We start from the raw sequence: 17709 nt of genomic DNA, 5'->3' as shown, positions 1-17709 counted from the left end.
GTCGGTCTGAAAGAAAATCCCGTACCGGGGACTGCATTACGTCTCCGGTACGGAATTAACCATAGATGAGGTATCACATACGTCCCGCGATGCGGGCGAACGAAGGTGAATTCATGATTGGTAAGCGCATTCAACATTATCGCAAGCAGAAGCGCATATCGTTGACCGAGCTGGCCAACCGGGCCGGCGTGGCCAAATCGTATTTGAGCTCGATAGAGAGAAACATTCAAAAAAATCCGTCCATTGAATTTCTGCACAAGATCTCCGCTGTGCTGGGCGTAGAGGTCGAGGCCTTGATTCATGACGTTCCCCCTTACGGCTATCAACTGTCCTTGAACGATCTGGAATGGCTTCAGTTCGCAAGAGAAGCGAACAGCGCCGGAATCAGCATCCACGACGTCCGCCATTACGTGGAGAAATGCAAGTTGATCGAGCAAACGGACGAAGAGATGAACGACACAGCCTGTAAGCAGTGAGGGCCGGTGAAACCGTCGCCGCCTCGTCGATCTGCACAGCTTCCTTCCACACGGCTCCAAGTACCTCCTTCACTGATTTTCTCGTACACTCCGCTTTCTACAAGTCGATTATTACATTTTGTTAAAAATTTATATACGAATTGTTTCGTTTATAGTCGCATTATGTTACAATATGTATCAGTGGGATAGCCTGACGAGGCGAAGAGGTGCCTTCCGAACACCCTGCCCACTTCTTTGCATTCGGACACACGACGGAGGTGCACGGTTTTGGTCGGGGTCAGAAAGAAGACTAGACATACGTTGAAAGTAACGACGACATTATTCTCCATAAGCGTTTTCAGCTTCGGGATTATTTTCGGGGTCCTATACTACGGACAAAAGCATTTGGAAGCTTTGGGCGCCATTCAGGCGAAGGAAGCCAAATCGGCCTGGGAACAAGAACTGATTCGCCGCGAAGAGAGAAAAATCGCCGAGATCAATAAATACAAGCCGAATGGGAATCCCAGATCGATCATCGACGACTTGTATTATTTGACGCTGACCAAAGGGGAAGTGAAAATCGCGACCTTCGGCAGCAGCGTAACCAATGGGGATGGGGCCAGCGGCCCGGAGTACAAATGGGCCAATCTTCTTATCCGTTACATACAGGGGGTCGACGGCCTGCGGAATACGGTGCTGTTGTCCAACGGCTTTCCCGGCCATTCTACCGAGATGGTCATGCTGCAAAACTATGTGAACAATGTCATCGCGGCCAAGCCGGACATTATTTTGTTGGAAACGTTCGTGCTTAACGATCATGGACAATCCATTCCGCTCAAGAAGACGAGGGAGAACCTGGAGTTCATGCTTCAAAAAATCAAAGAGGCTTTGCCGCAGGCCAAGGTCATCGTGTTATCGCCGAATCCGAAGAAAGGCGACACCAAGAACAGCATAGGCGCTTACTACAAAGATTATGTCGCTTTGTCCGAGGAGTTTGCCGCCGCAAACAACTTGGACTATATCGATATTTACACACGAATGACGGAGGCGAATTCGAACATCAATGCCCTCCTCGCCGATGGCGTTCATCCTAACGATGTCGGCTACAAGATTTGGTTCGATATTGTGAAAGCCTATTTTGAGCAAAAGAAATGAGCGTGAAGCGACTTGGCTCCATGGATTGAAGCGCAGATGTGGGACCAGGTCCAATCCTTGGTTCCCATTGTCTGTACCGACGTGCTGCTTGTCGAATTGGACGAAGAGGACAACCTTCTCCGCATCGGATTAATTTGGAGAGCAACGCCCCATCAGGGCAACAAATGGTGTACCGTTGGCGGCAGGCTGTATTATGGGGAAACCATCGGAAGCGGCATCCGACGGCAGTTAAGCGAGACGCTGGGGGAACGGTTGACCGTCACGAGTCCTGTCCATGACGGACAGCCGCTCTATGTGGCGCAGTATGCCCCTTCGGCGGCCCCGGTTAGCGGATTCGATGCGGTCGATCCCCGAAAGCATGCGATCGGGCTTACCTATGCCGTGCAGGTTGCCGGCGAGATCGAGCCGCGGAACGAGGCGCTCGCTTTCGAATGGTTTAAGCCGGAGCGGCTGCCGCCTGCGGAAGAAATCGGGTTCGATCAGCAGTACGTCCTTAACCGGTGCTTGAAGCTCTTATGAGGCGGAAAAAAAAAGAAGCTGGCCTTTGGGTGTCAGCCCAAGGTCAGCTTTTCCGGTATTGTATGCTTAAAAGGACCGCTCTGCACGGACAAAGGCGATGAATCGCTTGGCTTCCTCCGGCGTGAGCTGTTTTCCGTCAATCGTAAGCGTAAAATGCTGCAAAATTCGTTCGTCCGACAGCTCCAGACTGTCGACGAATTGTCTGACCTGTTGATCCAGCACCATCTCCGGGTCCTGAGTCCGACCAAGCAAATAGTCGATCGATACTTTGAAATGATTGGCGATTTTCACCAGGGTATCGTAGTCGGGTTCCCGGCGGTTCTTCTCATAATGAGAGAGGGAGGCGCGGGAAATATCGAGTTTCAAGGAAAGCTCTTCTTGAGTCAATCCTTGCTTTTCCCTTAATGCAGCGATGCGGTTTCCAATTTGCCCCAACTGTTCTCACCCCGATCATCTTAAGTATACGATAGTCCTCCGGATAGGACGAAATGTTCGTTCTAGGTCTTTCCATTGGTGGCGAATGAGTCGTTGTACCTAAACGATAACGAAAAATCAATCCGGAGTAAACCGTTTCAGGAGCAAAACTTCCCAGACCAATTGAATGCGTTTGCTTCTTTTGTCACAGCGGGGCCTGTTTTTTATAAAGAACGCCCATAACGAAGGATCAAGCTCCCAGACTGTGTGAGGAAGTAATTAAATTATACATTACGTATCGACATTTGTGAAGAATGCTTCTTCCTTGTTTTGGGTGAATTTTGTTACCAAATGGCAAAGAAAAGAGAAAAATTGGGTTACAATTCGTATCCATTTTATGATACAATAAGTATACAAGATGCCATTGCAACTTATCCCTGATTTTCAAATCCGTTTATTTGAAGCAGGGTGCCTCCCATACCCAAACCTTGTACAGGAGAGATTTGGAGTCATGAGCAGAAACGCTGCCCTTGATATTCGCATCACTATGAAGCAGCTTGGGATTCACCCTGATAAAATCAACCGTTTTTTGGACGAGATTAAGGGTTGTCCGGAACATAATCATCCGGTCCAAGAGCAGCCCTCTGCCCAATTGTCCGTACGGTCCAGCCGTACGAAACCATGATAAAGGAGCCGCCGGGAACCGCGCAGGACGCCCAATTGCCCATTATTGCCATTGCGGGGCGCATGTATACCTGATTGTATGGAAATGAGGATCGAGCTAGGCTGCTTGCTTAACAGGAGGGGAGGCTCGCAGCGTTATCTGAGCGATCTTGCAGCCCTTACGAAGGCGATGAACCGCTTCGCTTCGTCAAAAGTCAGTTTCATGCCGTCTACGGTTAAGGAGAATCGGTCGATAATCTTTTCGTCGGAAAGCTCCAGACTATCTACGAAAGCCCGTACTTCCGGCTCCAGTACGACTCTTGGGTCCTCGGTTCTTCCCAATAAGTAATCGATGGATACCTTAAAAAAATCTGCAATTTTGACCACGGTCTCGTAGTCCGGCTCCCTGCGGTTTTTCTCGTAATGAGAGAGCGAAGCGCGCGAAATGTTGATTTTACTGGAAAGCTCTTCCTGAGTGAGCGCATGCTTTTCGCGGAGCAGAGCGATTTTATCCCCGATTCTGACCATTTCCATTTCCCTCCAAAACATTGCCGATGTACTAGTCTCGGTATCACTTTTGTCGAAATCTGTTGAATTCAAGCTTGACTAGATTATACATTACGTAGCAAAGTTTGTGAAGAACCATATTTCAAAAAAAAGTTGCGGTCAATAGGCAAAAAATAATAAAATTTTTTAAATAAAGATACAAAATGTATCTAAATATGATACAATTAGTATGAATATAGAACTAGAACTATAAAACTCGGCCTTCGGGAAAATTAAGGAGGAATTAATCATGATCGGGGCACGAATTCAGTCCCTTCGACATCAAAAACGCATGTCGCTTACGGAGCTTGCAGCCCGCGCCGGCGTCGCCAAGTCTTATTTGAGTTCGATCGAAAGGGATTTGCAATCGAATCCATCCATCCAGTTTCTGCGGAAGCTCGCGCCTGTACTAGGCGTAAACGTACAAACGCTTATTTTGCACGATCAGGGGGACAAGCCCGAGACGCTGGACCAGGAATGGGTTCAATTGATTCAGGAGCTGAACGAGCTCGGCCTGAACAAAGAGTCGCTTCGCAAAATCGTCGTACAGCTGAAGATGAGACAAACGGTGACTTACGACCAGGCCCAATGACAAAATATTCCAAAAGCGCGTCTATTGTCGTGATTTGACAGACCCGCTAAAAAATTCTTTAGAGTCGATAAAATAGCCAATTTAGACTATCAAAAATGATGAACATTCCGTTACAATACATAACATAGAACAAGGAGACCCTGAGGATAACCATTGGAGAGAGAGGTAGCTATGGACAAAACCATATTGCTCGATATTCGAGATATGCTGCGTCAGTTAGGCATGAATCCGATGAAAGCCATGGAGTTTTTGACCATCGAGGAGATTATCCTTCCGACCGAAGGGACAGTTCCGCCGGACGAAGCCGCTCTCTTAACCGGCGATTAGCCCCTCCTCAGGGTACGATGTCCTGCCGCCTCGCCTCTGCCAAGCCCACCGTTTGTTCGCGTTCTTTCAGCCGAGAGGAAAAGAGGCGACACGCTCGTACATCGGACGGTTGCCCAAACGGCTGCGATAAAGCACGGCTTCCTCGACCCGCCAAGGCGTCTGCCATTCTTGCGGCAGCGCAACGTCCAGCATTGCGGCATGGCTTCCGGCCGGACCTGTAAATTTTCTTGCCAGCGTCAAATGCGGTTTATACGGACGGTTTTCCGCAGCGAAACCCAGCGGTTCCATCGCGTCCACGATCCGGCGTTGAAGCTGTCCTAATTTCTCCACTTCTCCCTGCACCCCGGCCCACAGCACCGACGGAGCGTTCGGTTTGCCGAACACTCCTAATCTTTGTAAATGAAGCGAAAAGGGGGCCGTGTCCGCAGCCGCTTGTCCAATCGCTTGCGAGATTCGATCGATCCGGTCCCACGCAACATCGCCCAGAAACTGCAAAGTAAGGTGTAAATCCTGAGGGTGGACCCATCTGGCGAAGGCGAACTGGTTCTTCAGTCGCAGGACCCAAGGCTCGGCGGAGGAGATTACGGACGGCGGAGCAGGAACGGCGACGAACAGGCGATCGGACGGTTCCATACGAGACTTCTCTCCTTTCGGATGTTCATGAAACTTACACTTGATGCGGCAATGCAACCTTTGCTATCATAACCATATCATATGAAAAGCGAAGGGGTTTTAAACATGTCCAAGCGCGCGTACAACTTCAATCCCGGCCCGGCTGCGCTCCCGCTCGAAGTGCTGCAGAAAGCCCAAGAAACGTTCGTCGATTACAACGGCATCGGCATGTCGCTGACGGAGATCTCCCACCGCAGCAAGGAATATGAAGCGCTGAACCGTGAAACCCAAGAGCTGATGCTTGAACTGCTCGGTTTGTCGTCCGGCTATCAGGTGTTGTTTCTGGGTGGCGGCGCCAGCATGCAATTTTCCATGATTCCGCTCAACTTCCTGACGCCTGGCAAGGTCGGAAGCTACCTCGTAACGGGCAGCTTTTCCGAGAAGGCGTATCAGGATGCCAAAATTGTCGGGGAAGCGGTCATCGCCGCCTCCAATAAAGAAGCGAACTGGAGAAGTCTGCCGAAAGCAGGAGAAATTCGGATCGATCCGAACTCCGCTTACGTGCATATGACTACGAACAATACGATCGAAGGCTCGCAATGGTCCGACATTCCGGAAACCGGAGACATTCCGCTGATCGGCGATATGACCAGCGGCATTTTGAGCCGTCCGATCGATGCCCATAAATTTGCGATGATCTATGCTGGGGCGCAAAAGAACCTCGGTCCTGCCGGCGTAACCGTGGCGGTCATCCGCGACGATCTGCTTCAGGAAGAGCCGAAGCATGTTCCCGTTATGCTGCGCTATACGACGCATGCCAAAAATCAGTCGCTGTATAACACGCCTCCCGTACATTCGATCTATGTCGTTAACCTGATGCTGAAATGGGTGAAGGAGAACGGCGGGGTAGAGGCGATGGAGAAGCAGAACGTCGCCAAGACGAAGCTGATCTACGATGTCATCGATGCATCGGGCGGATTCTATACCGGAAACATCGCCCCGGACAGCCGTTCGATCATGAACGTTACGTTCCGCCTGCCGAGCGAAGAGCTGGAGAAAGCCTTCGTCAAGGAATCGGAGAAGAACAACTTCGTCGGTCTGGCCGGTCACCGCAGCGTAGGAGGCATTCGCGCTTCCGCTTACAATGCGGTTCCTTACGAAGCTTGCGCAGCGCTGGCCGAATTTATGGTTGATTTCCAAAAACGCAACGGGTAATCGGACCCGTCCGGCAGCTTTCGCCACGGCATGAAGCCGAGCGAAGGCTGCTTTTTATGAGGCGCGAATATAACACGAACGCCGCGGCAAATTTGCGCGGCGCTCGTTGTATCGGATATTAGGCGTAAGATTCTTTCATGGCAGGCTCGGCCAACTTGTAACCGACGTTGCGGATGGTTACGATATATTCAGGGTTGCGGGCATTGGTCTCGATCTTGTCGCGCAAATGGCTGATATGCACGTCGACGATCCGCGTATCGCCAAGGAAATGATAATCCCAGACGCCGTGCAGCAGCTGCTGGCGGCTGAGCACTTTGCCGCGGTGCTTGCACAGGAAGAGCAGCAGATCGAATTCTTTGGGCGTCAGCTCGATGGGCTGGCCCTTGACCTTCACTTCCCGCTGATCGGGCTGAATGACGATCTGACCGATGGACACCGGCGTGTTCGGACTTGTGGAGGGCAGGGTCTGGATGCGGCGCAGGATCGCTTGAATTCGCGAGATCAGCTCCTGCGGGCTGAACGGCTTCGTCATGTAATCGTCGGCGCCGTTGTCGAGCCCGGCGATTTTGTCGGACAAGTCCTGCATTGCCGTCAGCATAATGATCGGCACGAGATTGTTCTGTCCGCGCAGCTTGCGGCACACTTGAATGCCGTCCATCTTGGGCAGCATCAGGTCAAGCACAATCAGATCGGGGCGGAAATGCTGAATCGCCTGGAATACCGCTTCACCGTCGTAGACGCAGTGCACTTCGAAACCGACCAGCTTCAGGTTGAATTCTATGAGCATCGAAATTGAAGGTTCGTCGTCAACGACAAGAATTTTCTTCTTCATCATTTCGGATAGTCTCCTTTGTAGTCGCTTGGATAAGTTCATTATCTCAAGCCACTATCATCTTCGTATTAAGAAAAGGTAAAACGTATGTAAAATTAATGAGGCATACAGGAGGAAAACGGAGCAGCATGGCTTTTCATATCGTACTGGTAGAGCCGGAAATTCCGGCCAATACGGGGAATATCTCCAGAACGTGCGCCGCGACCGGCACTTGGCTGCACTTGGTTCGTCCGCTCGGCTTCAATACCGACGACCGGACCCTTAAGCGGGCCGGACTGGACTATTGGCACGCCGTCAAGCTGGAGTATCACGATTCGTTTCAGGAAGTGAAAGACAAATACAAGGACGGCCGCTTCTTTTTTGCCACGACCAAGGCCTCTAAAGTTTACACGGATTTGACATTTCAAGACGGCGATTTTCTGGTCTTCGGCAAAGAGACGAAAGGGCTTGCCCCGGAAATTTTGGCCGAGCACCCGGATTCGCTTATGCGGCTGCCGATGACGGACGCCGTTCGTTCGCTGAACTTGTCCAACGCCGCGGCGATCGTTCTGTTCGAAGCGCTCCGGCAGACCGGATTTCCAGAATTGTCCTGAAACCTGCCCATTCGTTACAAAAATGCGACACTCATAGAAATCAACGGAGAAAACTCGCAATTATGGGAAGGAATTTTAACATCAGCGTCGAACTATATGGAGGGCAAGCGTAATCGTGCGAAAGTGAGGTGAATTGATGATGAAACCGGCAGGAGTAGTAAGAAAAGTCGACCAGCTCGGCAGAATTGTACTCCCGAAATCGCTGCGCAAAAGATACCAAATGAACGAAGGCGATCCTGTTGAAATATTGGTAAGCGGTGATCATATCATTCTGGAGAGGTATCGTCCCCGCTGCGTATTTTGCGGCTCTATGGAGCAAGTGAGTGATTTCAAGGAAAGACACATTTGCGCCGAGTGTCTGGGCGAGATGCATCAATTGAAAGGGTAATCCGCGCGGCTGCGCAGGGTTAGCCCACGACGAAAGCACGGTCGAATCGTTCCATAAGGGACGCCGGCCGTGCTTTTTTCGTCTGCAGGAAGCCGTTTAAAGCTTTTCCTCCGCCGGGGGCGTGGAGAAGCTGTTTCTTTTTTTACGGACCCACTTGCGCAGCTCTTTGGTGTTGCCGTTTTTCTGATAAATGGCGATCAACCGGTCATAATACAAGGTTTCGTCCGCCAAGCCGTGCTGCAATCCGCTCAGCAGGAATGGAATGGCTTGGCTGCTTCTTCCGGTCTGCGTACAGTAATCGGCGGCCCATAAGGTGATGCCTTCCCATAGCTGCTCGACTTTTTCTTTCAACGATAAGGCAAATGGATCGTAGCATCCCGGCATGAGCTTGCCGCTAAGCCGGCTGAGCAAATCTTCGCACAGCCCGTACTTCACCTCGCTATCCTGCTCTGCGGCGACCTGCTGCAGATCGTTCAGAAATTCCATTAAATCGCAATCGACAAGATAATGAAGCTTGACGACATCTCTTCCGATCGTCAGGCACGGCTTGTCCGTATCATGCGTCTCCAGCAGTTTGGAGAAGTGGCTCAAGTAGACGCGCAAATTCCGCATCGCATTCGGGTACTCGACTTCCGGGAAGAGAGCTTCGCACAGCTGCTCCCGCGTAGCGGTCGGATGAAAGGCCAGATAGATCAGCAGGCTTTTGGCGTACCGGGTATTCCAGCCGCCCGGCACGATCCGGTCGTTCAGGCAGACCTCGAACTTGCTCAAGCAGCGGATGCGAATCCGGTTGCCGCTCCAATGCTCGTAGCCCTGTTTGGTTAATTGCTGCACGTGCTGCCGCAGCTCGCGGTTGATGGCGTTATTCCGTTGTCCGGGAAGCGGCTTGCGGCTAAAGCCATCGATCCAGTCGGCCGAATAAATCGGCTGATCGACGAACACCAGGCTCGAGGCGTCGGGGACGACCAAGAAGCCCGTCGTCTCCAGCTGCGCATGCGTCAGACCAGCCAGCGCCGGCGTGAAGACAGGGTCCTGCTCGCCGGAGAGCAGCAGTATAGGCTTTTGGAGGACGAGATAATCTTTCGGAAAAAGGGGCTTCATCGCCAGTTTCACCATTTGAGCATAGGTGGGGGGATGGACCCGTTCAAAGGCCTGCACGATTCGCTGCGTCAAGACCGCATCCGTGTGCTTGACGGACATGCGCTTCGCCATCGCTTCCCCGAGCGTTTGACGGGCTGCTTTCTTGGCGAGGGAGATGCGCAGCTTGTATTCTTTATGAAGCGAGGCAAGCGGAAGGTGGGCGAATGGCGAGATCAGGATGAGGCCTTCAACCATCGAGCCGTACGCCGATGCGAACTGGACGGCGAGGTGCGCCCCGAAGTCGTGACCCAGCAGGATGACACGGTCCAATCGCAGCGAACGCAGCAGAGCGTGGAGTTCTCCGGTCAGCAGCTCCCAAGAAATGTCCGCGTGTCCTTCGCTGCTTTGTCCGTGGCCGCTTAAATCGTACAAGAGGACGGAATAGCGCCATTCGAGAAGCGGGACAATGGACTGCCAGAAAGTAGAGTTCAATCCGGCGCCATGGATCATAACCAAAGTTTTCGCTCCCTTGGCAGGGCATTCGTAATGCTCGTAATACATCAGAGAATCAGCGGAAATGAAAAACGACATAAGTCCAAAGTCCCCCTGTAGGATTCAAATTTTCATTTAAATTAGTCTAATAGGACTAGGTCTTTGGATATTATATCAAATGTTTAGCCAAAATTTAATAAAGCTAGAGGAAAATTTATGAATTCTTTTGGTTTTGTAACCATTCTGTAACGGTCGCTGTGCTAGAATGCCTAGTAAGGGATTGTTACACTCTTCGGTCAAGCTCATACAAAATCATACTAAAACCATATAGAGGTGGACTTGTCAGGATGGAGCGAATCGAAATGACTACTGGAGATGAAACCGTTATACATTTGGAGATCCGTGAAGTAATGAGGCAGCTTGGACTCAATCCGCTCGATTGGCAAAAGTTCGGCAGCAGTCCGATCCCCCTTGACCAGACCTCGCAGCCCGATGCGGAGAACGAAGACACACGTTAGCCGGTGGTTCTATTTTTTTATAGTGATAGATACAAATTGTATCTGCGGAGCATGAAAACGGGTTGAAAGATGCCGGCCGCAAATGCAATCAGGTGCTGTAACATAACCTTGATTGATCCGGAAGCCGCGTCTCTCAACCCGCAGGCGAAGGGAAGCGTATGATTAAAGTCCCTTGGTTTTGTCATCATTGTATGCGGCTGTAAGCATCGAGACAATGAACAGAAGAAAAACCACGATAACGATCCAAAATGTGACTGACATTTACTCAGCACCTCCCGCCTATATTATAACCAACCCATTGGCAAAAGAAAACGCTAAATATGTGAATTTTACTTGAAAAACAGGAAGTGCGTCGCCAGCGGCCGCAGGCGCCCTCCGGCATCGGACGGCCGGTTGATCACCTGTCCGTCATAGATCAAGCTTGACGAGCCGCCCCCGTCCAGATTGTAGGCGTCTTTGACGCCGAGTGCGACCAGCTTGTCCTGAAGCTCCGGCAGCGTGGCGCCGGAATGGCCATTTTCGTCGTTACCGTCCGTCACCATAAAGAGCAGCTGATCGTTCTTAAAGCTGCCGACCACCGTCCGCGGTGCGCGGGCCGGGGAGGTCAGCCACTGATTCGGAATGTTCTGCTTCTTCCCGTCCTGGAGCAGGATCGGCACGAACGTTGCCCCGAAGGACGGCTTCAGCTTGTCCAAATCTTCCTGTCGCGAAAACTTTCCGCCGATCAGCTTCCGGTCGGTGCTGATCCCGATGAACGCCAGATCCTCGAACGTCGGCTCGAAGCCGTAGACGTACTTGCCTCCGAGCACGGTCGTGCTCAGCGGGAACCGCTTGCCGGTTTTGTCGTCGTCGGCGAAGCCTCCGGCATTGATCCCGGCGACAGCGCCATAGCGGCGTACCGCGTCCAGCGTCGTTTCGCTGCCCCCGACCTTGTCTTTTCCCAGCACCATCTTCATGCCTTTGTCCGTTTTCAGATCTACTTTCAGCGCGTAGCCTTTATACCTCGGTTCCGTAAACGTATATAATTTCAGATCGACGTTGGACGTTGTCGTGGCGCGGTTGACCTTGCCGCCAAGCTTGGCGCCGATCCGAGAGTCGAAGATGGCTGCCGGGCGTTCAGCCGCCGATTCCGCCGTTTGCGTCATGGCGGCAGCTTCGGCCGAGCTTTTGGAGTACAGCTCATAGTATTTCTCGATCGTCGACCGGGTTTGCGCCGCGTCGGCCTTTGTTTTGTCGAGCTTGATAAGGACGTTCTGCCATTCATCGCCGGCTTTCCACGAAGCGTCGGGAGCTCCGGCGAATGGAGAAAGCTCAACCGATACGCCCGCGATAAGCAGGAACAGCAGCAATCCGACAAACGGCGCACCCACCAGTAGCATCGTCCGGTTAATATGTTGAATCGGAATCATGGCTTTCGGAGTTCACTGTCCTTTCGTCTGTGCAATCTATTGCAGCGCATCCAGTTGCTTCTTCAGGTCTTCGAGCTGCTTCTTCACTTCGGCGAGCTGCGTATAGAGCTGGTTGCTGTTGTCCGTCTTGCTGCTGGCGCTGTCTTTGGTAAAGGCGAGCAGCTCGTTGACCGCATCGACCTTCGTCTGCAGCTTGGCCATTTCGCCTGTCATGTTATCTTTTAGCTCGGCGACCTGCTTCTGGTACTGCTCTTGCACGGCGGCAAGCTGCTCATTCGTTTGAGCGGCGAGCTCTTCCTTGAGCTGCCGCTTCAAATGATCGGTATAAAGCTTGGCGCCCCATGCGCCCGAGCCGACAAGCACGGCCCAGACCAACGCCAGAATCAGATACGTTTTCCTCGTCGGTTTTCTCGGCTTGACGTTTCGCGGAGCGGACGGTTGTCCCGCCGGCTCGATCTGCATACTCATGGTTGGTTCACCTTCCTGTACTCGTTAGGAGAGACGCCAACCGTTTTCTTGAACACTTTGCTGAAATATTTCTCGTCGTCGTAGCCGACCATGGCGGCGATCTGGGAAATGCGAAGATTCGGGTTCAAAAGCAGCAGCTTAGCCTTATCGATGCGGATGCCGCTTATGTAATCGGATAAATTCACATGAAATTCCTGCTTGAACTTACGGGAAATATATTCACGGCTCAAATAAAAATGGTTGGCGATTTCCTGCAGCGTAATGTCCTGATGGTAATGATTTTGGATAAACTTAGCAATTTCAAAAATAACGTTGCTGTCCTGCCGCTGATGCGATAGCAGCAGACGCGAGAGCTCGGACAAGCTGCGGACGAGCTGCTGCTCCCAGCGGTCGAGGGACAGAAAGCCTTCCTCGTCCAGCGGAACGACAAACGGCGCACTGTGCTCCTCCTCGCCGCGGAGCCCGTCGCCCTCGAACAGCTCGGCTAGCCAGCGGCTGCGCACGACATTGTACTCGTGCCACCAATGCTCGAGCTGCTCCATGTCGATAGAGTCCAGCTTGCGCACGTCCGCGAACCACGCGGCGACCGCGCGGCGGATCTGTTCCTCGCTGCCGCTCTGCACCGAGAGCCGGATCGGTTCGGCGTAATCCGTAAAAGAAAGCTGCCGGCTGCTTGGCGCCGCCGCTGCGGGTCCGGCGATCAGCGTGCGTTTCTCCCGGATCAGCAGATTCCGTCTGCGAAGCACCTGCCTGGCTTCAAGATAAGCGGCCGTTAGTCCTTCCGGGAACGGATGCACCCGGCTGACGCCGGTATCGAAGCAGTTGCGGACCGCGTCCCGGATGCCTTCCCGAATGCGTTCGAGCAATGCTTGCGTCTGGTCCAGTTCGCCGTAGAGCAGCAGGATCGCTTCGCTGTCGCTGTTCCAATACCGGTAGGCGATGCCTTGCCGGGGACCTCCGGACGCGCGCGCGGACAGCAGCTCGTTGCAGATGTTCGTGAGCGAGAAAAAGAGCAGCTCGTAATCGGCCATAAACTTGTCCTTAAAGCTGAGGCTCATCGTATCCAGACTCAAGATGGCGATCCGGCACTCTTTTACCGAAGGTCCAAGCCCGAACTCCGCGTCCAACGCTTTGGCATGCTGGGAATACAGCTTCGGCTCGGTCAGCAGGTTGGACAAGATTTTGTCCCAATAGACCGGCTTGAGCTGATTCATTTCAATATTGCGCGCCTGCTGCAAGCGGCGTTCCGATTCTTCGCGCCGGATGGCCGATACCGCCTTCTCCACCGCGGCAGCCAATTGCTCGTGATCGATGGGCTTCAAGATGTAATCGACGCCGCCGTATTGAACGGCATGCCGGACAAGCTCGAATTCGTCGTGTCCGCTGATGACGATCGTTTTGCCGGACGGGTACTGGCTTTGCAGCCATTCCATCAGCTCCATGCCGCTCTTGACGGGCATCATCATGTCCGTAAAGATGAGCTGAGGCCGATGCTCCTCGATTTGACGGACGGCGTCCAGCCCGTCCTGGGCTTCCAGCACCTGATCGATGCCGAAGTCGCTCCATCGGACGAGCAACTTGATCGCTTCCCGCACGTGCTTTTCATCATCGACGATGATGGCTTTCATAGCTCCCCGTTCTCCTTCATATGCATGGGCATAAGGATCGTTACCTTGACGCCGTAAGGCTTGTGATGCTCGATCCTCATGTCCGCTTCATGATTGTAATAGAGCCGCAGACGCGATACTACATTGATCAGACCGATGCTGTCTTCTTCCTGCAGATGCTCGGGCGGCGAACCGAGTCGCGCTTTCAGGCGCTGCAGCTCTTCCTCCGCTATCCCTTTCCCATTGTCCGCCACCGTCACTTCCATGCGTCCGTCTTCCGCCACACGGCTTGCGATCAGCAATTTTCCCGTATTTTGTCCTGAATCGAATCCATGCTTAAAGTAGTTTTCCACAATCGGCTGCAGGATCATCTTGGGCACGGGGACCTGAAGGGTGTCTGCGTCAATGTCGTACTCCACGGTTAATTGATGTTCAAAGCGCTGCATCTGCAGCTCCATATAGGAGCGGACATGCTTTACTTCACTGTCAAACGGAACGATGGCGACGCTGGTATTCATGCTGTAGCGCATCATCTTGGCGAGCGACGACAGAAGCGAATAAATACGCGGCGCATCGTGCTGCAGGGCAAGCGTTCCGATCGACTGCAGCGAATTGTACAGGAAGTGCGGATTGATCTGCGCCTGCAGCGCCTTCAGCTGATTTGTCTTGTTGGCCAGCTCCAGCTTGTACTCCTGCGTGATCAGGTTGTTGATCGTCTGCATCATGATGCGGAAACGATTCGCGAGAATGCCGAACTCGTCGTTCCCTTTGACGTGAATATCGACCTGCATGTTGCCGGATTGAATTTTTCCGATATATCCGATCAGCTTTTTGATCGGCGCGGTAAAGCGGAACGAAATGTACAGCGTGGCGGAAATGACCACCACAAGGAATCCGATCAAAATCAGCGTATTGATTTCGGTCAGTTGTCTGGCGTTGCTGTACAGCCGGTCGTACGGAATCCGCTTGACGAGCGTCCATTCCATATAAGGCGTGGTCATGCGCTCGTACATTTGAATGCCTTTGAATTCGCTGCTGTCCGTTTCGAAGCTTCCGCTTGGTTCGGATAAGCTGAGCAGATGGGTCACCCAAGGCTCGTCGATCTGCATTCCGACCGGTCCGGGGCCGTACACGACCCGACCTTGCTTGTCCAAAATGTAAAGCTGCTCTTCTCCTTTTTGATAAAGCTGCTCGCAGATGGAAGAGAGCATGTTCAAGTTAAAGTCAATCGATAAAATGCCGAAGTTTTTCATGGTCACGGCATTGACAACCTTCCGGTGCAGGCTGATCGCGGGAGCCGGAGGCACCGGACCGAAGCCGCTTGTTCCGTACAAATGGCTCGGGTGCGTCGGCTCCAAAGTGACATCCCCCGTCCGGCTGACGGGAGGAATGAATTTCTTCCCGCTCGTTTCGTTGCGGTAGATGTTCCCTTGCGTCCACAGGTACGATTTATCCGTATCGGCGATATACAAGTAGACTTGCTGGATATCCTTCACGGCGTTGGCGATGCTTTGCAGACCCCGGACGATTTCGTTGCGGCTCGTGTAATCGGCAGCCCCGGCTTCGATCGCTTCGTAAAAATCAATGTCGTTATATACCGTGAGCGAGGCCTGATTGATGCCATTCAAATAATTGATAATGTTCGTCTTGCCTTGATAGATCAAGTTGGAATTCGTCTGGAGCGTTTCCCGGGTAATATTTTGCTTTGTAAAATAGTACGTCATGACGATGGAAGTGGAAATCGGCAGTATGGTGGCCGCAAGCAAAAACACAATCAGTTTATTCCGGATGCTGTTACGGATCATCGCGATTCCCTCCACGCAAATGTCGGCGCCATTATTGTACCAGTTGAGGTCAATAAATTCCACCTGATACGTCACCAGAGTGCGTGTTCTTTACTTTTTGGGGCTTATATACTGGGGGTATACTTTCAGCTTGGCCTGCGAATTGTAAGAAATAAAGGGGGAAAATCCATGAAAGCGAAACAGCGGCTATCCGGCATGCTCCAGCAAACCGTCTTTGTCGGCCCGGCCTTTCTGTTCTTCAGCCTCATTGTCCTTGTTCCGTTTCTCATGAGCATGTATTATTCGTTCACGGAATGGAACGGGGTCACGTCGAACGTCAAATGGATCGGCCTCGACAACTTTAAACAAATCCTGACGACGGATAAAGATTTCCATAAAGCGTTCTGGTTTACGACGCGGTTCACCGTGACGAACGTTATTCTGGCGAACCTGCTCGGCTTCTCGCTGGCGCTGCTGCTGTCCCAGGCGCTCAAAACGCGGAACGTGCTGCGGACGGTCTTCTTCCTGCCGAACGTCATCGGCGGACTGCTGCTCGGGTTCATCTGGCAGTTTATTTTCATCAAAGGGTTCTCGACGATCGGCGAGCTGACCCAAATCGCCTTCTTCCAGCTCCCGTGGCTCGGAGATGCCCCGACGGCATTCTGGGGCCTCATTATTGTAAGCGTATGGCAAACCGCCGGTTATTTGATGGTCATTTATATCGCTGGCTTGGCGAACGTGCCGAAGGAGCTGACGGAAGCGGCGACCATCGACGGGGCTACCCGCTGGCAGGCGCTGCGTCATATTACGATCCCAATGATCATGCCTTCGGTTACCGTGTGCTTGTTCCTGACGATCTCCTGGGCGTTCAAAATGTACGATCTGAACGTATCGTTGACGCAGGGCGGACCGTTCAACTCGACGCAGTCCGTGGCGCTCAATATTTATGAAGAAGCGTTCCGAAACAACCGCTACGGCTTAGGAACGGCGAAGGCCTTTATTTTCTTCATCGTGGTGGCGCTCATTACGCTCATTCAAGTGTCCCTCACGAAGAAAAAGGAGGTTGAAGTATAATGGAAGCGTCCAAAAACTATAATCTGCGCACCTTCGCCCTGGAGCTGTTAGCCATTGTGCTTGCCCTGCTTTTCTTGGTGCCGTTCTATTTCGTTATCGTCAACTCGATGAAATCGTTCGGGGATCTGCTGGTCAATTCGGCGAATTTGCCGAAATCGATCAACTTCGACAACTACGTCAAAGTATGGGGCATCATGAAATTTCCGAAAGTATTTACGAACTCGCTGATTATTACCGTTTTCAGCAATCTGGGGCTTGTGGTGATCGGCTCCATGGCCGCTTACCGGCTGGTGCGGTTTCCGTCGAAGTTCAACAATCTGCTGTTCCTCGCCTTCGTGGCGGCGATGGTTATCCCGTTCCAATCGATCATGATCCCGCTCGTCAAAGTGGCAAGCGAGGTCGGCTTGATGGACAGCAAGCTCGGATTGATCTTTTGTTATTTCGGCTTCGGGATTTCGATGACCGTATTCTTGTATCACGGCTTCGTCAAGGCTATTCCCCGGGAAATCGAGGAATCTGCGACCGTGGACGGCTGCACGCCCTACGGCGTGTTCTGGAAAATTATTTTTCCGCTGCTGAAGCCGATGAGCGTCACGATTATACTGCTCAACAGCTTATGGATTTGGAACGACTTCCTGCTGCCGCTGCTCGTGCTGAACAGCCCGGACTTGCGGACGATTCCGCTAGCCACGTATTCGTTCTTCGGCCAATATACGAAGCAGTGGGATATGGCGCTGGCCGCGCTTGTACTCGGCGTCATTCCGATCGTTGCCTTCTTCCTGGCGATGCAGCGGTTTATTATCGAAGGGATCACGGCCGGATCGGTCAAAGGTTGACAATAAATGGTAATGTAAGCGGTTGTTCAAAATGTTCCACCTTTTCGTTCAATATAGTACGTGTTCGAAAGGCGGGGCATTTTATACAATACAAATGAAACGAACAGACACAAAAAGCAGCATTAAATAA

General features: G+C 52.2%; 21 protein-coding genes. 12 read left to right on the top strand and 9 right to left on the bottom strand.

Annotated features, from left to right (window positions below):
* Nucleotides 1–113: 113 nt before the first annotated feature.
* The 3 genes from QMG93_RS12005 to QMG93_RS11995 all read left to right on the top strand — a co-directional run bounded on the left by QMG93_RS12005 (nucleotide 114) and on the right by QMG93_RS11995 (nucleotide 2129).
* The gene (locus QMG93_RS12005; protein ID WP_281936674.1) at nucleotides 114–476 is read left to right on the top strand and encodes a helix-turn-helix domain-containing protein; all 363 of its coding nucleotides are present in this window, start codon (nucleotides 114–116) and stop codon (nucleotides 474–476) included.
* Nucleotides 477–743: 267 nt separating this feature from the next.
* A complete protein-coding gene (locus QMG93_RS12000; RefSeq protein WP_281936672.1) occupies nucleotides 744–1610 on the top strand; it encodes an SGNH/GDSL hydrolase family protein in 867 nt (288 codons plus the stop codon).
* Nucleotides 1611–1622: 12 nt separating this feature from the next.
* Nucleotides 1623–2129 carry a DUF4916 domain-containing protein gene (locus QMG93_RS11995; protein WP_281936670.1) on the top strand — a complete coding sequence of 169 codons (507 nt, stop codon included), beginning with the start codon at nucleotides 1623–1625 and terminating at the stop codon, nucleotides 2127–2129.
* Nucleotides 2130–2195: 66 nt separating this feature from the next.
* Here the strand turns inward: QMG93_RS11995 and QMG93_RS11990 are convergent, their stop codons facing one another.
* Nucleotides 2196–2564, bottom strand: coding sequence for a helix-turn-helix domain-containing protein (locus QMG93_RS11990; RefSeq protein WP_010496287.1), 369 nt, complete (start codon nucleotides 2562–2564; stop codon nucleotides 2196–2198).
* 490 nt (nucleotides 2565–3054) lie between these two features.
* On the opposite strand from QMG93_RS11990, the gene QMG93_RS11985 reads away from it, so the two are divergent.
* The gene (locus tag QMG93_RS11985; RefSeq protein ID WP_281936667.1) at nucleotides 3055–3228 is read left to right on the top strand and encodes a hypothetical protein; all 174 of its coding nucleotides are present in this window, start codon (nucleotides 3055–3057) and stop codon (nucleotides 3226–3228) included.
* Between the two features lie 134 nt (nucleotides 3229–3362).
* On the opposite strand, the gene QMG93_RS11980 is transcribed toward QMG93_RS11985, so the two are convergent.
* Complete coding sequence (locus QMG93_RS11980) at nucleotides 3363–3734, bottom strand: helix-turn-helix domain-containing protein (RefSeq protein ID WP_281936665.1); 372 nt, start codon at nucleotides 3732–3734, stop codon at nucleotides 3363–3365.
* Between the two features lie 268 nt (nucleotides 3735–4002).
* On the opposite strand from QMG93_RS11980, the gene QMG93_RS11975 reads away from it, so the two are divergent.
* Complete coding sequence (locus QMG93_RS11975; RefSeq protein ID WP_216797286.1) at nucleotides 4003–4344, top strand: XRE family transcriptional regulator; 342 nt, start codon at nucleotides 4003–4005, stop codon at nucleotides 4342–4344.
* 171 nt (nucleotides 4345–4515) lie between these two features.
* Entirely contained in the window at nucleotides 4516–4671 is a 156-nt protein-coding gene (locus QMG93_RS11970; protein ID WP_281936662.1) for a hypothetical protein, read from the top strand.
* Nucleotides 4672–4737: 66 nt separating this feature from the next.
* Here the strand turns inward: QMG93_RS11970 and thpR are convergent, their stop codons facing one another.
* Nucleotides 4738–5304, bottom strand: coding sequence for an RNA 2',3'-cyclic phosphodiesterase (gene thpR, locus QMG93_RS11965; RefSeq protein ID WP_281936661.1), 567 nt, complete (start codon nucleotides 5302–5304; stop codon nucleotides 4738–4740).
* Nucleotides 5305–5409: 105 nt separating this feature from the next.
* Here thpR and serC point away from each other — a divergent pair, with 105 nt between their 5' ends.
* Nucleotides 5410–6498 (top strand): 3-phosphoserine/phosphohydroxythreonine transaminase, encoded by a 1089-nt coding sequence (serC, locus tag QMG93_RS11960; RefSeq protein WP_281936658.1) that lies wholly within the window; start codon nucleotides 5410–5412, stop codon nucleotides 6496–6498.
* Between the two features lie 118 nt (nucleotides 6499–6616).
* On the opposite strand, the gene QMG93_RS11955 is transcribed toward serC, so the two are convergent.
* Entirely contained in the window at nucleotides 6617–7333 is a 717-nt protein-coding gene (locus QMG93_RS11955; protein WP_025851217.1) for a response regulator transcription factor, read from the bottom strand.
* Nucleotides 7334–7458: 125 nt separating this feature from the next.
* Between QMG93_RS11955 and trmL the strand changes: the two genes are divergently transcribed.
* Nucleotides 7459–7923: a tRNA (uridine(34)/cytosine(34)/5-carboxymethylaminomethyluridine(34)-2'-O)-methyltransferase TrmL gene (gene trmL / locus QMG93_RS11950; RefSeq protein ID WP_063181354.1), complete on the top strand. Its 465-nt coding sequence runs from the start codon at nucleotides 7459–7461 to the stop codon at nucleotides 7921–7923.
* 139 nt (nucleotides 7924–8062) lie between these two features.
* On the top strand, nucleotides 8063–8311 hold the full coding sequence (locus tag QMG93_RS11945) for an AbrB/MazE/SpoVT family DNA-binding domain-containing protein (protein WP_010496298.1): 249 nt from the start codon (nucleotides 8063–8065) through the stop codon (nucleotides 8309–8311).
* A 96-nt stretch (nucleotides 8312–8407) separates the two neighbouring features.
* On the opposite strand, the gene QMG93_RS11940 is transcribed toward QMG93_RS11945, so the two are convergent.
* A complete protein-coding gene (locus QMG93_RS11940; protein ID WP_281936652.1) occupies nucleotides 8408–9982 on the bottom strand; it encodes an alpha/beta hydrolase in 1575 nt (524 codons plus the stop codon).
* A 263-nt stretch (nucleotides 9983–10245) separates the two neighbouring features.
* On the opposite strand from QMG93_RS11940, the gene QMG93_RS11935 reads away from it, so the two are divergent.
* On the top strand, nucleotides 10246–10401 hold the full coding sequence (locus tag QMG93_RS11935) for a hypothetical protein (RefSeq protein ID WP_281936651.1): 156 nt from the start codon (nucleotides 10246–10248) through the stop codon (nucleotides 10399–10401).
* A 329-nt stretch (nucleotides 10402–10730) separates the two neighbouring features.
* Here QMG93_RS11935 and QMG93_RS11930 read toward each other — a convergent pair whose 3' ends face one another.
* The 4 genes from QMG93_RS11930 to QMG93_RS11915 are packed head-to-tail and all read right to left on the bottom strand — an operon-like array spanning nucleotide 10731 to nucleotide 15753.
* A complete protein-coding gene (locus tag QMG93_RS11930; RefSeq protein WP_281936649.1) occupies nucleotides 10731–11810 on the bottom strand; it encodes a phosphodiester glycosidase family protein in 1080 nt (359 codons plus the stop codon).
* Nucleotides 11811–11846: 36 nt separating this feature from the next.
* Complete coding sequence (locus QMG93_RS11925; protein WP_281936647.1) at nucleotides 11847–12278, bottom strand: hypothetical protein; 432 nt, start codon at nucleotides 12276–12278, stop codon at nucleotides 11847–11849.
* Entirely contained in the window at nucleotides 12275–13906 is a 1632-nt protein-coding gene (locus tag QMG93_RS11920) for a response regulator (RefSeq protein WP_281936645.1), read from the bottom strand. Before QMG93_RS11920 ends, QMG93_RS11925 begins: the two co-directional genes overlap by 4 nt.
* Complete coding sequence (locus tag QMG93_RS11915; protein ID WP_281936643.1) at nucleotides 13903–15753, bottom strand: sensor histidine kinase; 1851 nt, start codon at nucleotides 15751–15753, stop codon at nucleotides 13903–13905. Before QMG93_RS11915 ends, QMG93_RS11920 begins: the two co-directional genes overlap by 4 nt.
* A 105-nt stretch (nucleotides 15754–15858) precedes the next feature.
* On the opposite strand from QMG93_RS11915, the gene QMG93_RS11910 reads away from it, so the two are divergent.
* Nucleotides 15859–16743 (top strand): carbohydrate ABC transporter permease, encoded by an 885-nt coding sequence (locus QMG93_RS11910; RefSeq protein WP_281936641.1) that lies wholly within the window; start codon nucleotides 15859–15861, stop codon nucleotides 16741–16743.
* Nucleotides 16743–17579, top strand: a complete 837-nt coding sequence (locus QMG93_RS11905) for a carbohydrate ABC transporter permease (RefSeq protein WP_281936638.1) — start codon at nucleotides 16743–16745, stop codon at nucleotides 17577–17579. The genes QMG93_RS11910 and QMG93_RS11905 overlap by 1 nt, the downstream gene beginning before the upstream one ends.
* The last annotated feature ends 130 nt before the right edge of the window (nucleotides 17580–17709 follow it).

Source organism: Paenibacillus tyrphae (assembly GCF_027925525.1).
GTDB lineage: Bacteria > Bacillota > Bacilli > Paenibacillales > NBRC-103111 > Paenibacillus_G > Paenibacillus_G tyrfis_B.
Note: the sequence above shows the minus strand (reverse complement) of the source record. Positions and strands in the feature narration are given on the sequence as shown.